This window comes from Mesorhizobium sp. M1006 (assembly GCF_040318825.1).
GTDB lineage: Bacteria > Pseudomonadota > Alphaproteobacteria > Rhizobiales > Rhizobiaceae > Mesorhizobium.
Map to the genome: position 1 here is coordinate 235,272 of NZ_JAMYMZ010000006.1, position 16,175 is coordinate 251,446.

A 16,175-nucleotide genomic window follows, 5' to 3' on the forward strand; every position below is an offset into this window, starting at 1 on the left:
AATGGATCAGCTCATCGCCCGGTTCGGACTGGCCCTGGCAATTGGCCTGCTCGTCGGCTTGGAGCGTGGCTGGCAAGAGCGGGATGCACCTGATCGCAGCCGCACGGCTGGCATTCGCACGTTCGGCATATCCGGCCTGCTCGGCGGCATTCTGGCCGCACTCGCCGAAGCGCTCGATGCGGTATCGGTGCTGGTCGGCGGACTCATCGCTTTTGCCGCTGTCTTCGCCTGGTACAAGGCGCGCGAGGCTGCCCATGACGAGGATTTCAGCGTTACAGGCGTGATCGCTGGCCTCGGCGTTTTCGCACTCGGCGCGCTTTCCGTCGCCGGTGATTATCGAGCGGCTGCTGCCGGTGGGGCGGCATTGGCGGCAATCCTGGCCAGCCGCGAGGTCCTGCACGGTCTTTTGAAGCGACTGACCTGGGTCGAACTTCGTTCCGCGCTGATCCTGGCAGTGATGACGGCGATCATCTTGCCCTTGCTGCCAAACCGGACGATGGACCCGTGGGGCGGTTTCAATCCCTGGGAAGTCTGGTTCCTGACGGTGCTGATGGCGTCGATATCGTTCGCCGGCTATGTCGCCGTTCGCGTGCTGGGAACCACGCGTGGTCTGCTGGTCAGTTCGCTCTCCGGTGCGATCGTTTCTTCCACCGCCGTAACCATGGCGCTTGCCCGCAACGCCATGTCGGCAAGCAACCCTCTGCCGCTTGCCGGGGCGGCTTCGCTGGCGGCCATGGTTTCGGTGCTCCGCGTCTGCGCCGTGATTCTGATGATCGAGCCAAGCGTATTCGCTTCGGCCGGCATTCCGGCGATTGCCGCGGCGCTCGCCTTCGCTGCCTGCGGAGCATTGCTGCTCGCTCGCGACAGCGAAAATGGCGAAGGTAGCGCTATCGCGCGCAACCCATTCGAATTGGGTCCACTGCTGCTATTCGCACTGCTCTTCGCGGTTGTGGCGACCGCGAGCGCTGCACTGGCAGCTCAATTCGGCGGCCGTGGCTTGCTGGCGACCTCGGCGCTGGCAGGCACGTTCGACGTCGATGTCTCGGTGCTCAGTGCCTTGCGGCTGGTCAAGCATTCGGTCCCTGTCGAGACTATCGGTCAGGCGGTACTGGCGGCGCTGGCGGCAAATGCGATCGGCCGCCTGTCACTGGCGGTATTTGCTGGTCCGATCAGGTTCTGGTTGCCGCTGGCCGGCGCAACCTTGGTCGCTGCGGCCATTGGCACCTGCGCCATGCTGTTGCTCAGCCCTTGATAGAAACGCGGTTCTCAAGCCTTCTTTGATGCGGATCAAGGGCCAAGCCCTGCCACCGCTCTATGGAACTCCGAGAAGGGAGTTCGCCATGACCAGTTTGAAGGACCTTACCCCGAAATTCCGCCATGTCCGGCTGCTGCTGGCCCGCGAAAAAGGCCACCCGGAAGGTGATCGCGAGGAGGGCTATGACGTGCTCGCTCCATTGACCGGCGAAGGCCGGATCGATGCCGATGAGTGGAAGTCCCACAGGTCATCGTGCCGTGTTCGCCGGTTTCGCAATGGCGAGGAAGACCTGATCGGCCGGCTGAGGCGCAAGCCTGGCGGACAGTGGTATTTCGACTATGCCGAAGGCGACCGCGACGATGAGATAGGCTTTCATCTTGGCGACGAACGCTTCGTGACCGGCGAATATGTATCGATCGAGCGCAACGGCGCCATGCACACCTATCAGGTGGCACGGGTTGAACGGCCTTAGCGCTTCAAGATGATACCGCAACGGGGTAACGCATGCCACGACGCATCCTCATTGTGGTCGGCCATCCCGACCCGTCCCCGGATCGGCTCTGCCGCGGTCTTGCCAACGCCTATGGTGAGGGTGCGGAAAAGGCAGGGCACGCCGTCCGCCGGGTCGATCTGGCGGTGCTCAATTTTCCGCTCCTGCAAACGATGCAAGAGTTCGAGCACGGCGCCATCCCCGACAGCCTAAAGGATGCCGCCGAAGCGATCGTCTGGGCTGAGCATATCGTCTTTGTCTTTCCGCTCTGGCTCGGAACCATGCCAGCCATGCTCAAGGCATTTCTGGAACAGGTGATGCGGCCGGGGACGGCTTTCGCCTACCCGGACAAGGGCGGCGGTTTCACCAAGACACTGCTTCGCGGTCGCTCTGCGCGCGTCGTGGTGACGATGGGCATGCCCTCAGTTCTCTACCGCCTATGGTTCCTCGGACACGGCATCGCCGGCATGCGGCGAAACATCCTGCATTTTGTCGGCATCAGTCCGGTGCGCGAGACCTTGTTCGGCATGGTCGCCGGCGCCAGCGATGCAAGCCGCGAGAAGTGGATCAGCCAGATGAGCAAACTCGGCCAGCGAGCGCTTTAGGTGAATATTGCCGTTCGGCTCATCTGCCGGAACGAGCACGTTGCGCCGCTGGCGGTCATCCGCCGATATGCCAGCCGCCAGATATGAATGCACAAACCTGGCCGGCGATTTGGCGGCCTCGCTCCCGCATAACCCAAAGGTTGTCTTGGCAAGGAGAGCGCTCAGCAGGTGACGAGATCGGTGTGGCCAAACCCCTTGGAATAGTCTAGCACGGAGATGACTGTAGGCATCACGCGGAATATGCGGACCTGCTCCGGAGTCGGCATCGGGCCTGGGAGCAAGACTTGCTCCGGATACTTCAGCGGCAGCATCCGCAGGACCTTTTCTGCTTCGGCCCGGTCTACCACCGGCTGCGTGCGCGCCGCCATGGAAAGTCCGGTGATTTCCATCACCTGAGGCGTGTCGTGATCGATGGTCAAGGACACGCGATTATCTCGCGCTAGATTCGCCGCCTTCTGGCTATCCAGACCGCAGAGGAAGTAGAGGATAAGGCCTTCGTTCACGTAGCCGACGCTCGTCGCCTGTGGCCAGCCGTCCTGCCTCAGCGTTGCAATTGTCATGATCCGGTGCTGATCCAACAGCGTCAGGATCTTATTTCTGACCTCTTCGTCCATCGGTTGTCTCCAAACTCATTGCTGACCGTGACGATAGTAGGGCCGTAGTCACCTGGCATTGACCCACATCAACGCAAATAGCCGGCAAACGCGTCTCGGCCGCAATGGCTGGTCCGGGCCAGATCGCGTCATCCGACGCGCGCAACCGAACGATCGCAAAGGCTGGAACTCGGTCGTTCGGTGTGATTGGATTCGGACCCACCATTCGCTGCTCCGTAAATAGATTTGACCCGCGTCAAAGCTGCAGGCCCTTTTTTCCTGTTCACTGCCTCCCATCAGAGCCTTCAAATCTGGGAGAGCACCATGACTGCGGCTGATATCAACATTCCTGTTCGGAAAGTCGCAAACGCGACGTCAACGAAGCTTCGACTGGGTTCCCTGACCGCACTGGTGATCGGCTCGATGGTCGGCTCCGGCGTGTTCAGCCTGCCGCAGAACATTGCGGCAGGCGCTGGTCCTCTCGCCATCCTGATTGGCTGGGCGATCACCGCGGTCGGCATGCTGGCGCTGGTCTTCGTCTATCAATCGCTCGCCACCCGCAAGCCAGAGCTCGACGCCGGGCCCTACGCTTATGCCAAGGCCGGCTTCGGTCCCTTCATCGGCTTCAACAGCGCCTGGGGTTACTGGATCAGCGCCTGGGTCGGCAACGTCTCCTACGCGGTGATCGTATTCAGCGCCCTCTCCTATTTCTTCCCGGCCTTCGGCGACGGAAACACCTGGCAGGCGGTGCTCGGTGCATCGATCCTGCTGTGGCTCATCCACATCCTGGTGCTCGCCGGCATTCGTCAGGCCACCGTCGTGAACCTCATCGTCACGGTGGCAAAGATCGCTCCGATCGTGCTGTTCGTCGGAGTTGTTGTCGTCGCCTTCAAACTGCAGGTCTGGTCCCTAGACTTCACCGGTCTGGGCAACGCCAGTCTCGGCTCGATCACCGCGCAGGTGAAAAGCACGATGCTGGTGACCCTGTGGGTGTTCATCGGCATCGAGGGCGCCAGCGTATTTTCCGGACGTGCCGAGCGCCGCAAGGATATCGCCACGGCGACAGTTCTCGGCTTCTTCACCTGCCTCGCGCTCTACGCCCTGGTGTCGCTGCTGTCGCTCGGCATCCTCAGCCAGCCTGAGCTTGCCGCGCTGAAGAACCCGTCCATGGCCGGCGTGCTGGAGGCGGTTGTCGGTCCCTGGGGCGCCATCCTGATCAACATTGCGCTGGTCGTGTCCGTGATCGGCGCCTTCCTGAGCTGGACGCTGCTTGCGGCCGAAATTCCGCATGTCGCTGCCAAGGACGGTACGATGCCGAAATTCTTCGGCTGGGAAAGCGGACGCGGCGTGCCGTCGACCTCGCTTTTGATCACCAACCTGCTCGTCCAGGCTTTCCTGGTGATCACGCTCTTCGCCCAAAGCACCTACCAGGCACTGTTCTATATCGCGTCAGCCGCAATCCTGGTTCCTTACATCTTTTCCGGGGCCTACGCGGCCAAGCTCGCGCTGACCGGAGAGAGCTACGACAGTGGCGAGCAGCGCGTCGGTCCCCTTTTTGCCGGTTTTCTGGCAACGGTCTACGGGCTGTGGCTCGTATACGCGGCGGGGCCGGCATACCTGTTCATGTGCGCGATCCTCTATGCGCCCGGCATCATCTTCTACATATGGGCGCGCCGCGAAACCAACCAGCGCGTGTTCCATCCTGTCGAAGCCGCACTTGCGGCAGCACTCATCGCCGTCGCCATTCTCGCCGTCTACGAGATGTGGACCGGCGCCGTCAGCCCGCTTTGAGCTTTGAGAGGAATGGCGCGATGACAAGCCTGGGTGTCCACTCCGAAGTCGGCCGTCTGCGCGAGGTGATGGTGCATCGTCCAGACCTCAGCCTGCGCAGGTTGACGCCGGAGAACTGCAAGGCGTTGCTTTTCGACGATGTGCTGTGGGTCAAGCGCGCGCGTCAGGAGCACGATGTCTTCGTCGACGCGCTGCGCGAACGCGGCGTGCTGGTGCATTCCTTCGGGGAGCTCCTGGCTGAGACAATGAGCCTGAGCAAGGCCCGCGACTGGCTTCTCGACCGCCGGGTCCATACCGGCGTCGTCGGGCTCGACATGGTCGACGAGTTGCGCGGATGTCTCAACGAGATGCCGTCAGAGCTGCTTTCGTCTTACCTTGTCGGCGGCATTGCCAGGGCGGAGCTTCCTTTCGAGCCCAAAGGCCTGACCGGAAGGACGCTCGCCCCCCAGGATTTCGTGCTGCCGCCGCTGCCAAACCAGCTGTTCACTCGCGACAGTTCCTGCTGGGTCTACGCGTCGGTGTCCGTCAATTCCATGTACTGGCCCGCCAGACGCCCGGAAGCGGCCAATGTTGAAGCCGTCTACCGCTTCCATCCCCGCTTTCGCGACAGTGGCGTCCCCTTTGTCTCGCCGGATTTGGGCACCAGCCTGGAAGGCGGCGATGTCATGCCGATCGGCGGCGGAACGGTACTCGTCGGCATGGGAGAGCGCACGACGCCGCAAGCCGTGGGCGACCTCGCGCGCAACCTGTTCGCGGCCGGTGAGGTGACGCGCGTGATTGCCGCCTTAATGCCGCGTGACCGCAGTTTCATGCATCTCGATACCGTCTTCACTTTCTGCGATCGCGACCTGGTCACCCTGTATCCGCCGGTGGTCGACCGCTTGCGCACCTTCTCGCTCCGGCCGGGCGATGGGGCTGCAGCAGTCGAGGTCACTGATGAGAAGAAACCCTTCACGACCGTGGTTGCTGAAGCCCTTGGACTGACGTCGCTGCGGATCATCGCCACCGGTGGCGACCGCTACGAGGCCGAGCGTGAGCAATGGGATGACGGCAACAATGTTGTTGCGGTCGAGCCCGGCGTGGTCATCGGCTACGACCGCAATGTCTACACCAACACACTTCTGCGCCGTGCCGGAATTGAAGTGATCACGGTCGAAGGCGCTGAACTCAGCCGCGGGCGAGGTGGCGGTCACTGCATGACCTGTCCGGTTGTCCGCGATCCGATTTGACCCGAAAGGAAATCCGCATGTCGATCAATCTTCATGGCCGCTCCGTACTCACCCTGGACGATCTCACGGCCGACGAGATTCGCTTTCTGCTGAAGCTCGCCGCCGATCTCAAGGCCGCCACGATCGCCGGTCACGAAATACCGCGTCTGGTCAGAAAGAACATCGCGCTGATCTTCGAAAAGGATTCGACGCGCACCCGGACGGGATTCGAGGTGGCGGCCTATGATCAGGGCGCGCACGTCACCTATTTCGGCCCTACCGGCAGCCATATCGGCCACAAGGAATCCATGAAGGATACAGCGCGTGTGCTCGGCCGCATGTATGATGCGATCGAGTATCGCGGCTTTGGCCAGCACCAGGCTGAATTGCTCGCCACGCATGCCGGCGTGCCGGTCTACAATGGTCTTACCGACGAGGCGCATCCGACGCAGATCCTCGCCGACCTCATGACCATGCGTGAATTCACGCACAAGCGCCTTTCCGATATGACCGTCACCTTTGTCGGTGAGGGCCGGGATAATGTCGCCCTGTCGCTGGCACTTGGAGCAGCCAAGGTCGGCATCGACATGCGCATCGCTTCGCCAAGGGAACTTTGGCCGGACGAGGAATTCTGCGCCCACGTCCGAGACTCGGCGGGACGCAGCGGCGGCCGCTTCCGCCTTGACGAAGACGTGAGGGGCTGTGTCCAGGACGCTGATTTCATCTACACCGACGTCTGGATGTCGATGGGTGAGGACAAATCGGGCTGGGCCGAGCGCATTCGCCTTTTGACGCCCTATCGTGTCACGGGCGATGTGATGGCTGCCGCCGGCAACCCCCACGTCAAATTCATGCATTGCCTGCCCGCATTCCACGACACCGATACAGAGATCGGCGCGGTCATCGCGAAAGAATATGGCATCGACTGCATGGAGGTCACGGACGAGGTGTTCGAGTCGGCTGCGTCGATCGTCTTCGACCAAGCCGAAAACCGGATGCACACCATCAAGGCCCTACTCGTCGCCACGATCGGCACCTGAGATGCTTATTGTCGTTGCGCTCGGCGGAAACGCACTGCTGCGTCGCGCAGAACCGATGACGGCCGGGAACCAGCGCGCTAACATCGTGCGCGCCACGGCTGTGTTGGCGGATCTGATCGGCGAAGGGCACTCGATCGTGATCACGCACGGCAACGGCCCGCAGGTGGGACTCCTGGCCCTGCAGGCAGAGGCAACTTCGGATGGAGGTACATTTCCACTCGACGTTCTGGGCGCCGAAACCGCCGGCATGATCGGCTACGTCATTGAACAGGAACTCGGCAATCTCCTCAACAAGAGGCTTTTTGCGACCCTGCTGACGCAGGTGAAGGTCGATCCGCACGATCCGGCTTTCGCTCACCCAACAAAGCCTATCGGCCCCGTCTACGATGAGGCAACTGCACACAGGCTTGCCAACGAACGCGGCTGGCAGATCGCGCCCGATGGCGACAAATGGCGCCGCGTCGTACCCTCGCCCAAGCCGCTGGAGATCTTGGAAGCGTCTGTGATCTCGTTCCTGGTCGAACGAGAGGTGATCGTCATCTGCACCGGCGGCGGCGGGGTTCCGGTGGTAGCCCGGGAAGATGGCAGCCTTTGCGGCGTGGAGGCTGTTATCGACAAGGATCTGGCAAGCTCGCTTCTTGCGCGTCAATTGAAGGCCGACATGCTGCTGATGCTGACCGATGTTGACGCCGTCTATGTCGACTACGGAACAGCGACTGCTCGGGCGCTTCGGCAGGTGACACGCAGTGAAATATCCGAGAGGAATTTTCCAGCGGGCTCGATGGGACCCAAGGTCCGTGCGGCAATCGAATTTGCTGAAGCAACCGGCAATCCCGCGGCAATCGGCGAGCTGGATGACGCCGTCAAAATTGTCAAAGGCGAGCGCGGCACGTGGTTCGAAACCGGCGCACCGTTTCACCCGTGATGTCGGCGTTTTCAACCGGACGTCCGCCCGCGGCGCGCTGGTCCTAGGTAGTTCCCCGTAGGGACATAACCGAATTTCGCGATCGACGGATTCGCGCGATTGCTGTGTCACGGATCAACCGGGAAAACAGCCATGCAGGCCTACACCGCCTCCAGAATTTCGTTGCCATCGCATTCTGCCCAGCCAAGCCTGCCAGCGGCGTTTGGCCGGGAAACGCAACAGCCCGTTAGCTTCTTTCCTGCCGGCTCGGAGATTTATGCCCAAGGCGAGAAAGCAGGTTCTTTCTACCAGGTCGAATTCGGCGCCGTGCGCATCTACCGCCTGCTTGCCGACGGTCGCCGGCAGATCAGCGCCTTTCACCTCACCGGAGAGACATTCGGCTTTGAAGCTGGCACGACGCATCATTTCTTTGCCGAAGCGATCAATGGTACCGGTGTTCGCGTCTTGCGCCTTGCTGCCGGAGCTGACATCTCCCATCAGTTGTTGCCGTTGGCGCTCAAGGGCCTAACGCGCGCGCAGGAACACCTCCTGGTCCTCGGCCGTCAGAACGCCATCGAACGCGTTGCCGCTTTCCTGTTCGACATGGCGGAGCGGCAAGGCGGCTTGCGGCAGGTCGAACTGCCAATGTCGCGTATGGACATCGGCGACTATCTCGGCCTCACCATCGAGACAGTTTCACGGGTGTTCACCCGGCTGAAGGACAAGGGCGTCATCCGCCTGCTCAACCTGCGCAACATCGAGATCGTCAAGCATGAGGCACTTCAATACATGATCGAATGACCAGATTTCACTTCAAGGTTCGCCTTGCTCGCTCCGAAGACGAACCAATCCTGGCGGAGTTCTTTACTCATGGGACCCTGAAGACCTGCGCTTCCGCTTTCTCGGCGGCGTGTAGGAGAGCTGCTCGCCTACATTGCGAACTATCCGAGGAACTTGGTCTGAAAGCGATCGAGTCGATCGAGAGCCGTGAAAACCGTGCAGCGATGGAGGTCGAGCGCGACATGGGCCACGGAAGCGGATTGGCTTCGAGGCTCGGATTATCAGAAGCGGGCCTTCAGTAATCACGTGTCTTCCTGTTATTATGGAGACGAGGAGATGCCCCCCTGTGAGCGAGACTCGCAAGTTAGCCGCGATCCTGGCCGCCGACGTGGTCGGGTACAGCCGGCTGGCGAACGCGGATGAAGACCGTACTTTGGCCAGGTTGCGGGCACTGCGCAGCGACCTGATCGACCCGACCATCGCTGTCCACAACGGACGCCTGATCAAGCGCACAGGCGATGGCGCACTGGTCGAGTTCCGCAGTGTGGTAGACGCCGTGCGCTGCGCCCTCGAAGTGCAGAACGGCATGGTCGAGCGCAATGCCGGCGTGCCGGAGGACCGCCGTATAAGTTCCGGATCGGCATTCATTTGGGCGACGTGGTCGAGGAAAGCGACGGCGATCTGATGGGCGACGGCGTCAACATCGCCTCGCGTCTGGAGGGCGTCGCTGCGCCAGGAGCGATCTGCCTGTCCGAGGACGCCTATCGTCAAGTCAAGGCGAGGCTTGACCTCTCAGTCAGCGATCTCGGCAACACACAGCTCAAGAATATCGCCGAACCGATCCGGGTTTATTCGCTCCGAATCGGAACCGCGGCTCACGCTGCAGTGACTACACAATTTCCAGCGGCTCTACCTTCGACAGCGCCACCGCCGAAATTATCGATAGCCGTGCTGCCTTTCGCCAACATGAGCGGTGATCCCGAGCAGGAATATTTCGCCGACGGAATTTCCGAAGACATCATCACGTCTCTCTCAAAGCTGTCGCAGCTGTTCGTGATCGCCCGCAATTCGTCCTTCACTTTCAAAGACAGGAACGTGAACGTTCGGGAGGTGGGCCGAAACCTCGGCGTGCAATACGTTCTGGAGGGCAGCGTCCGCAAATCCGGCAACAGGGTACGGATCACTGCGCAGCTTATCGACGCGACCACGGGCGGACATCTGTGGGCGGAGCGTTTCGATCGCGACCTGACCGACATCTTCGCCGTGCAGGACGACGTGACGCAGCAGATCGTCGGCGCGCTGGCGCTCAACCTGACGGAGCGCGACCAGCAGCGGCTGGCGACCGAACAAACGGACAACCTGGAAGCGTATGACTGCTTTCTGCATGGCCGAGAGCGGCTGTGGCGGTTCACGAGAGCGCAAAACAGCCAGGGTCGGGACCTTTTGCAACGCGCCATCGAACTGGACCCGAAGTTCGCTCCCGCCTACGCGTTCCTCGCCTTCGCACACGGGCTCGACTACATAAACCGGTGGAGCCCCTCGCCGTCGAAGTCTCTGGAGCGGGCGGAAGAGGCGGCGGCCAGGGCCGTGGCGCTCGACGACCGATATCCTCACGGGCACTGGGCGCTGGGCATCATCAATCTGTATTTGCGACGGCACGACGTGGCCATCCGCGAAGCCGAGCGTGCGATCTCCCTCGCACCAAATCTTGCTGAGGGGCACGAAAGCCTCGGCAATGCGCTGCACTATTCGGGGAGGTCCGAGGAGGCGCTTGCGTGCTTCGATCGGGGAATTGCCTTGAACCCGTATTATCCGGATATTTTCCTCCACTTCCAGGCACAAGCGACGTTCCAATTGGGCAGGTACGAAGAGGCAATCAGGATCCTTAAGCGGCGGCTTGTTCGTAACCCTGACACCGACGTCTCACGCGTGCTCCTTGCGGCAAGCTACGGCCATCTGGGGCGCTGCGAAGAAGCCCGACATGAGTGGCAGGAATTGTTCCGCGTCAACCCTGATTATTCTCTGGAACACCGCCGCAAAGTGTTGCCCTACAAGAACCCAGACGATTTCGAGCTAGTGGTGGACGGGCTTCACAAGGCCGGCCTGGTGTAATCACTGAACCGGGCGAGTGTCCGGTCTCGAACCTTCTGCAGCTACTCGCACAACGGAGAATCAACGACCGCGGCACCAATGCGCCTATATCGGCCATTGAGGTGAATGTTGCCACTGCCTGAAAGCAGCATTGTTGGCGCCTTTCTGAAGGTCGCGGTTTCACGACACGCTAAAGCTAACAACCGCTCCGGATGAGGACGGACAAGCAGGTGCGCTGGAAGGCGCCAGGCCTCTGTTCACTTACTATGCATTGGAATGTGCATATATTGTGCATTGAGCGGTCGCAGATTTGTCATGGCCCACGCACAGCTCGCACATTCCACTGTGATTTCAGGCTTTGTCGATAGCCTGCAGGAGCCGCGCACGCCTTATATCTCGCCGAAGCGCCTGTCGCAGGCGCTGGGCGTGAAGGTGGCCAACTTGGCCCAGTTGACCGGTGTCCACCGCAACACGCTCCGCAACCCCCCATCGGAGCGCCTGCAGGGCCGGATGCGCGAGATGGTGAAAGTGATCTCGGCGGCGACGGAACTCACCGGCGACGTCAACAAGGCGATCTTTTGGTACCGCAATGAACCGATCGCCGACTATGGCCATCGTACCGCAGCCGAGCTCATCGTGAACGGCCAGGTCGAGGCGGTTCTGGCCTTTATCCGGGATCTCGAGAATGGGGCGCGCGGGTGAGGATCACCCGCATCGGTCCAGACGAAATCTTCCATCGCTATCTGACTCCCAAATGGCCTTTCCTGCCCACCAGCGGTGCAGGCGCAGCGATGGACGGCGGTCGTTTCAACCGGCCAGGCATCGAAGCACTTTATCTGTCGCGTGCGACCCAGGCGATGAAGGGCACGGAGCGGAACGCCGCTTCGATCTTTGCAGCGACCTTGCGGCGCGTCTCGCCGTCTGGCTCGTAGATCTCGGCCAGCAATGTCGCCATGACCGGTAGGCCCGGAGGTGGCTCGAGGGTTTGCGATCGGTGCAGGCACCGATCTGGCCATTGAAAGCGCTGACATCGTGCTGATGAAGAGCGATCCCTACGATGTGGTCGGTGCGATGACGCTCGCGCACGCTACGCTGCGCAAGATGCACCAGAACCCTGTGGTGGGCGGTCGGCTATAACCTCATCGCCTTTCCGATCGCGGCAGGCGTGTTCTACCCATTCCTGCTGAGCCCCGAGCTTGCGGCGCTGGCAATGTCGGGCAGCTCGGCTCTCGTGGCCATCAATGCCCTGCTGCTCAAACGAACCAGGCTCGAAGGAATTCGACCTGCCGCTGCATGGATCGAGCGTGCCATCGTCGGGACCATAGGGCACGCCGCGCGCGACATAGCCCTCGAACTGGCGTTGGATGCCGTTCAACTTCAGCGTGGAAGGGCCTGGGCCCTCGCTTGCGGTGATGCCCCAGCAGTGTTCGCCATAGCCCTCAAATCCACGCGGATTTTCGACTGCGTAACGTTGATGGACGATGGTGGCGCGTCGGCTGTTCTCGAAATAGTCGCTTGCCTTGCTGCGCATGAACGCATCCTGCATGCCGCGAAAATCGATCCACACGTGGGAGAGCTGGTGGATGAACAGCGGTCCCGCATAGAGGTAGTCGTAGCCGTAACTGTGCTCCCATCTGAAGGTCGAGGTCCAGGCCGTGTAGCTGCTCTTGGGTAAGGGGTGGGTCGGCGAACCCAGTCCCAGGACATAGAGCAAGAGCGCTTCGTCATAGCCTTCCCAGCGATACTTCAGGAATCCGTGCTCCGGTGTCCAACCATGGGTGACGGTTTCGCCCTGGTCCTGCGCCCATTGAAGATCCGGTCGATCGCCACATCTGAAGCGGTCGAACGTGCTCGCGTCTCCGATCATTGGCTCCGGGATCGCGGCGCCAATCATGTCATGTACAAGATCTGTTCGACCTTCGATTCCACTGACTCGGGCAACATCGGCCCGGTGCTCGATTCCTTGCGCGCCGATGCCGGCGAAGCATCGGTGCTGGTGACGCCCGCCTTTCCGCAGACCGGCCGCACCGTTTATCAAGGCAATCTCTTCGTCGGCGCGGCGCGCTCAACGAAAGCCCACTGAAGGATAATCCGCTCAACCCCATGCACGATGCCAACCTGGTCTGAGTTCTGTCTCGACAAAGTGCTGCGCCGGTTGGACTGGTCGATCTCACAATCGTTACGCGCGGTGCGGAGGCGATCATGGAGCGGCTGGCACAGCTGGCTTCCGACGGGAACGGAGCGGCCATTGCCGACGCCGTATTCGAAAGCGACCTCGAAGCAATTGGCGCCGCGGCGCTTCGTCAGCGATTGTCGGTCGGAGCCTCGGGCCTGGGATTGGGTCTTGCCCGCGGTCTGATCTCAGCCGGCATCGTACGTCACCAGCAGCGCACCGCTGTTGATCGCCAGCCGGTCACAGGACCAGCAGCTGCTCTTGCCGGAAGCTGTTCACAGGCGACTTTGGATCAGATAGCCAAAGCCGAGCAGACCATGCCCGTGCTGCGGCTCGATCCGGAAAAGCTCATGGCCGGGCAGATGGAGGCCCAGCTTGCCCTCGATTGGGCGGCCGAGCGGATGGCCCAAACCCCCGTCATCATACCCAGCAGCTCGAATCCAGATGATGTATCAAGGCTCCAAACCCGCTACGGACGCGACGCGGCCGGCCAAGTGATTGAACAGTCCCTTGCGACCATTGCCGAAGGTCTGGTGGAACGGGGCGTGCATCGACTGATCGTCGCTGGCGGAGAAACATCCGGCGCGGTGGTCGACCGGCTTGCCATTCCCGCATTTGACGTCGGGCAGGAAATCGTTGCAGGCGTGCCCGTCTTGCACAGTATTGGCGGTCATCACGGCGACATGGTGTTGGCCCTGAAATCGGGCAATTTCGGCGGCCACGACTTTTTTGCAGCGCCTTGCGCCTCATGGCCTGAGCGTTTCGCGGCCGGCACAGCTCGACCACGACTATCTACGCCATGACGGTCCGCAACACGTGCCCCGAACAACGAAGAGAGATCGAGTGTCGAGATCTGCAAGGGGAATAAGCAGCTATTCGTGGGTGGCGATCGATTTCTGGTGGGTTTGATCTGGAGCAAGTCGCTTCATACCCGCGTGCGCTACCTTCTCGTCTGAGTTTGCCTCAGTGGAGGAGTCCAAACTGGACCGAGCCTGCCATGAAGTCTCTGCGCGTCGTTGTTCGCCACCATGGCGGACCTGAAGTTCTGGAGATCGTGGAGGAAGACGCGCCCCATCCGGCATCAGGTGAGCTGCGGGTGCGAACAATCGCCGCCGGCGTCTCCTTCGCAGAGCTATTAATGCGGGAGGGGATTCATCCGGAAAAGACGACCCTGCCATTCACGCCAGGATGGGACATTGTAGGCATCGTGGACGAGGCCGGAGAGGGAGCGTCCCATGCGATGGTTGGTAAAATGGTTGCGGCGCTGCCCATTCATGGTGGCTACGCCCAGTTCATCTGCCTGCCGGAAGATGAACTCACTCCGGTTTCAACTGGTATTGATCCCGCCGAGGCAGTTTGCCTCGTACTGAACTACGTTACGGCCTATCAGATGATGCATCGCCTTGGGCATGCCTCAGCGGGACAACGGGTCCTTATTCATGGCGCGGCCGGCGGAGTGGGCACGGCTCTGCTGCAACTTGGCCGCCTGGCAGGTCTGGAGATGTATGGGACTGCATCTCTTGCAGCTCATCAGATCGTATCAGATCTCGGGGCCACGCCGATCGACTACGAGCGGGCCGACTTCGTCAAAGAGATCCGTCGCCTGACAAACGACGGCGTGGATGTCGTCTTCGACGGGTCGGCGAAGCCAATGTCTGGCGTTCGTTTCGGACTCTGAGGCCTGGTGGCCGCGTCATAGCCTATGGCTTCACTTCATTTCTGCAGAAGGGCCAACTGGCAGGGGGCTTACGCTATCGTCTTCGCGGGATATTGCGACCTGCGTGGTACGCGGTCCGCGCTTTCGCTTCACCAGGCCGACGACGCATACTCCCTTACAGCATACAATATCTGAAACGGTGGAAGCTCGCTTGGTTCCGCGAAGATCTCGGCGCCTTACTCGAGCTGCTTCGCGACGGGAAGATCAAGCCGATGGTGGCCGAACGGATGCCCTTGACTGAGGCTCGTCGCGCCCAGGAGGTGCTCGGTCAGGGAGACGTCAAAGGCAAGCTCGTGCTGATCTGCAATTCGCTGGCCTCCCGACAAGGATTGCCGAGCTAGAGCAGAGCCTTTGAAACGTGACGGGCCGGCTCCGGCGTCGGCCTTGATGGTTTCAACGACTGCTTCGCGGCGCAGAGCGGTCGGCCTTCTAGCCCGTGACAAGGAGCCTGGTGACGCACCCGAGTTGGCGGATTATATCTGCCGAGTGCCGTTCCCACCTCCATTGACGTGGTCGCGAAAGCGAACCGTTCCGTATGGGGCTTCGTAGAGTTCCAGCGGCAATCCATCTGGGTCGCTGAAAAGGTAAACCGTTGGTCCGTATATGGGTCGATCCGGATTGGCTCAACGGCAACGCCGGCGGCTTCCAGGCGCATAATCACGGGATCAAGATTCGCCACGGCAAATGCCAGATGTCTCAGGCCTGTCGCCTCTGGATGGGACGGCCGCATCGCTGGTGCAGGGAAGGAGAATTGGACCGACCCGATCCGCAGATTCGCCTTCCATGTCTGCCGCTCCTCCCGATAAACCTCCCGGATCAGCTCGAGGCCGAGGAGTTCTACGTAGAATCGTCGCGACCGGTCGTAGTCGGTGCGGATGAACGCGACGGGGTGAATGGCGTTCAGCATGCCACGAACTCTAGCCAAGCTGGGTTTGAACTTTCGAAACAGGGCGTTGCCCGATCCACGCTTCCGGCATCTTCACCAGCGCGACGTGTCCGGGGCCGTTGAAGATGATCTCGCCACGTAAGTTCTTGAAATCGATATTAAAAATGCAGGAACAGAACTGCGGCGGCCGTCTCGTCCGCATCGCCAAACCGACAGGCTTCTCACAAACGCGGCACCTACGGCCTTCTGTTCTGGGGAATGCAGACCGTTCCCGCCGCGGCCGATCAACGCAGGATCTGATCGTCGATCAGGATGCGATGGACTTCGATGCGTCGTGTCCGCCGCAAGGCCGGTTGCTCCAACGCTCGGGCCAAACATTTATGTTTGGATGTCGTGCAGTATCGTTAATCTCCAAGCGGCTTTAAATGGGGCAACGTAAGTCCGTCAACAAACAACGGAGTACGTCAATGTCCCAATCCACTCACACCATGCATGCGCTGATCTTGGGTCAGTTCAAACAGCCCTTCAGGCTCTCGGAAGTCTCGCGGCCCGTTCCTGGCGACGGCGAGGTTCTCGTCAGGGTCAGAGCGAGCGGCGTCAATCCTCTCGACACTAAGATCCGCGCAGGCGCTGCGGCACATG

14 protein-coding genes and 5 pseudogenes are annotated in these 16,175 nt (G+C 61.0%); 15 read left to right on the plus strand and 4 right to left on the minus strand.

Annotation, left to right across the window (positions count from 1 at the left end):
- The first annotated feature begins 1 nt into the window (after position 1).
- From NKH60_RS08390 to NKH60_RS08400, 3 genes are all read left to right on the plus strand, one after another.
- Complete coding sequence (locus NKH60_RS08390; RefSeq protein WP_352871867.1) at positions 2-1,252, plus strand: MgtC/SapB family protein; 1,251 nt, start codon at positions 2-4, stop codon at positions 1,250-1,252.
- A gap of 88 nt (positions 1,253-1,340) precedes the next feature.
- Positions 1,341-1,727 (plus strand): hypothetical protein, encoded by a 387-nt coding sequence (locus tag NKH60_RS08395; RefSeq protein ID WP_352871869.1) that lies wholly within the window; start codon positions 1,341-1,343, stop codon positions 1,725-1,727.
- A gap of 32 nt (positions 1,728-1,759) precedes the next feature.
- Entirely contained in the window at positions 1,760-2,350 is a 591-nt protein-coding gene (locus tag NKH60_RS08400; RefSeq protein WP_352871871.1) for an NAD(P)H-dependent oxidoreductase, read from the plus strand.
- Between the two features lie 161 nt (positions 2,351-2,511).
- On the opposite strand, the gene NKH60_RS08405 is transcribed toward NKH60_RS08400, so the two are convergent.
- Positions 2,512-2,964: a pyridoxamine 5'-phosphate oxidase family protein gene (locus tag NKH60_RS08405; RefSeq protein WP_352871873.1), complete on the minus strand. Its 453-nt coding sequence runs from the start codon at positions 2,962-2,964 to the stop codon at positions 2,512-2,514.
- A 303-nt stretch (positions 2,965-3,267) separates the two neighbouring features.
- On the opposite strand from NKH60_RS08405, the gene arcD reads away from it, so the two are divergent.
- The 8 genes and pseudogenes from arcD to NKH60_RS08445 all read left to right on the plus strand — a co-directional run.
- Positions 3,268-4,734 (plus strand): arginine-ornithine antiporter, encoded by a 1,467-nt coding sequence (gene arcD / locus NKH60_RS08410; RefSeq protein WP_352871875.1) that lies wholly within the window; start codon positions 3,268-3,270, stop codon positions 4,732-4,734.
- Between the two features lie 20 nt (positions 4,735-4,754).
- Positions 4,755-5,963: an arginine deiminase gene (locus NKH60_RS08415; protein WP_352871877.1), complete on the plus strand. Its 1,209-nt coding sequence runs from the start codon at positions 4,755-4,757 to the stop codon at positions 5,961-5,963.
- Positions 5,964-5,980: 17 nt separating this feature from the next.
- Positions 5,981-6,982, plus strand: a complete 1,002-nt coding sequence (gene argF / locus NKH60_RS08420; protein ID WP_352871879.1) for an ornithine carbamoyltransferase — start codon at positions 5,981-5,983, stop codon at positions 6,980-6,982.
- A gap of 1 nt (position 6,983) precedes the next feature.
- Entirely contained in the window at positions 6,984-7,907 is a 924-nt protein-coding gene (arcC, locus tag NKH60_RS08425; RefSeq protein WP_352871881.1) for a carbamate kinase, read from the plus strand.
- Between the two features lie 132 nt (positions 7,908-8,039).
- Positions 8,040-8,687 carry a helix-turn-helix domain-containing protein gene (locus NKH60_RS08430; RefSeq protein WP_352871883.1) on the plus strand — a complete coding sequence of 216 codons (648 nt, stop codon included), beginning with the start codon at positions 8,040-8,042 and terminating at the stop codon, positions 8,685-8,687.
- 325 nt (positions 8,688-9,012) lie between these two features.
- Positions 9,013-10,778, plus strand: a pseudogene (locus NKH60_RS08435) (adenylate/guanylate cyclase domain-containing protein).
- A gap of 294 nt (positions 10,779-11,072) precedes the next feature.
- Positions 11,073-11,459, plus strand: a complete 387-nt coding sequence (locus tag NKH60_RS08440) for a hypothetical protein (protein WP_352871885.1) — start codon at positions 11,073-11,075, stop codon at positions 11,457-11,459.
- Positions 11,456-11,551 (plus strand): annotated as a pseudogene (locus NKH60_RS08445) (RES family NAD+ phosphorylase); the annotation flags it as partial. The gene NKH60_RS08440 and the pseudogene NKH60_RS08445, both read left to right, overlap by 4 nt.
- Positions 11,552-11,589: 38 nt before the next feature.
- Here the strand turns inward: NKH60_RS08445 and NKH60_RS08450 are convergent.
- Together NKH60_RS08450 and NKH60_RS08455 are read right to left on the minus strand one after the other, a co-directional pair.
- Positions 11,590-11,712, minus strand: a complete 123-nt coding sequence (locus NKH60_RS08450) for a hypothetical protein (RefSeq protein WP_352871904.1) — start codon at positions 11,710-11,712, stop codon at positions 11,590-11,592.
- 339 nt (positions 11,713-12,051) lie between these two features.
- Positions 12,052-12,579: pseudogene (locus NKH60_RS08455) on the minus strand (glucoamylase family protein); the annotation flags it as partial.
- Here NKH60_RS08455 and otnK point away from each other — a divergent pair.
- The 3 genes and pseudogenes from otnK to NKH60_RS08470 all read left to right on the plus strand — a co-directional run bounded on the left by otnK (position 12,532) and on the right by NKH60_RS08470 (position 14,988).
- Positions 12,532-13,733 (plus strand): annotated as a pseudogene (gene otnK, locus NKH60_RS08460) (3-oxo-tetronate kinase). The pseudogenes NKH60_RS08455 and otnK sit on opposite strands and share 48 nt — an antisense overlap.
- A 194-nt stretch (positions 13,734-13,927) precedes the next feature.
- Positions 13,928-14,608 carry an alcohol dehydrogenase catalytic domain-containing protein gene (locus NKH60_RS08465; protein ID WP_352871887.1) on the plus strand — a complete coding sequence of 227 codons (681 nt, stop codon included), beginning with the start codon at positions 13,928-13,930 and terminating at the stop codon, positions 14,606-14,608.
- A gap of 17 nt (positions 14,609-14,625) precedes the next feature.
- Positions 14,626-14,988 carry a zinc-binding dehydrogenase gene (locus NKH60_RS08470; RefSeq protein WP_352871902.1) on the plus strand — a complete coding sequence of 121 codons (363 nt, stop codon included), beginning with the start codon at positions 14,626-14,628 and terminating at the stop codon, positions 14,986-14,988.
- Here the strand turns inward: NKH60_RS08470 and NKH60_RS08475 are convergent.
- Positions 14,985-15,554, minus strand: a complete 570-nt coding sequence (locus tag NKH60_RS08475; protein ID WP_352871888.1) for a VOC family protein — start codon at positions 15,552-15,554, stop codon at positions 14,985-14,987. The genes NKH60_RS08470 and NKH60_RS08475 overlap by 4 nt on opposite strands.
- A gap of 446 nt (positions 15,555-16,000) precedes the next feature.
- Here NKH60_RS08475 and NKH60_RS08480 point away from each other — a divergent pair.
- Positions 16,001-16,175 (plus strand): annotated as a pseudogene (locus NKH60_RS08480) (quinone oxidoreductase); the annotation flags it as partial.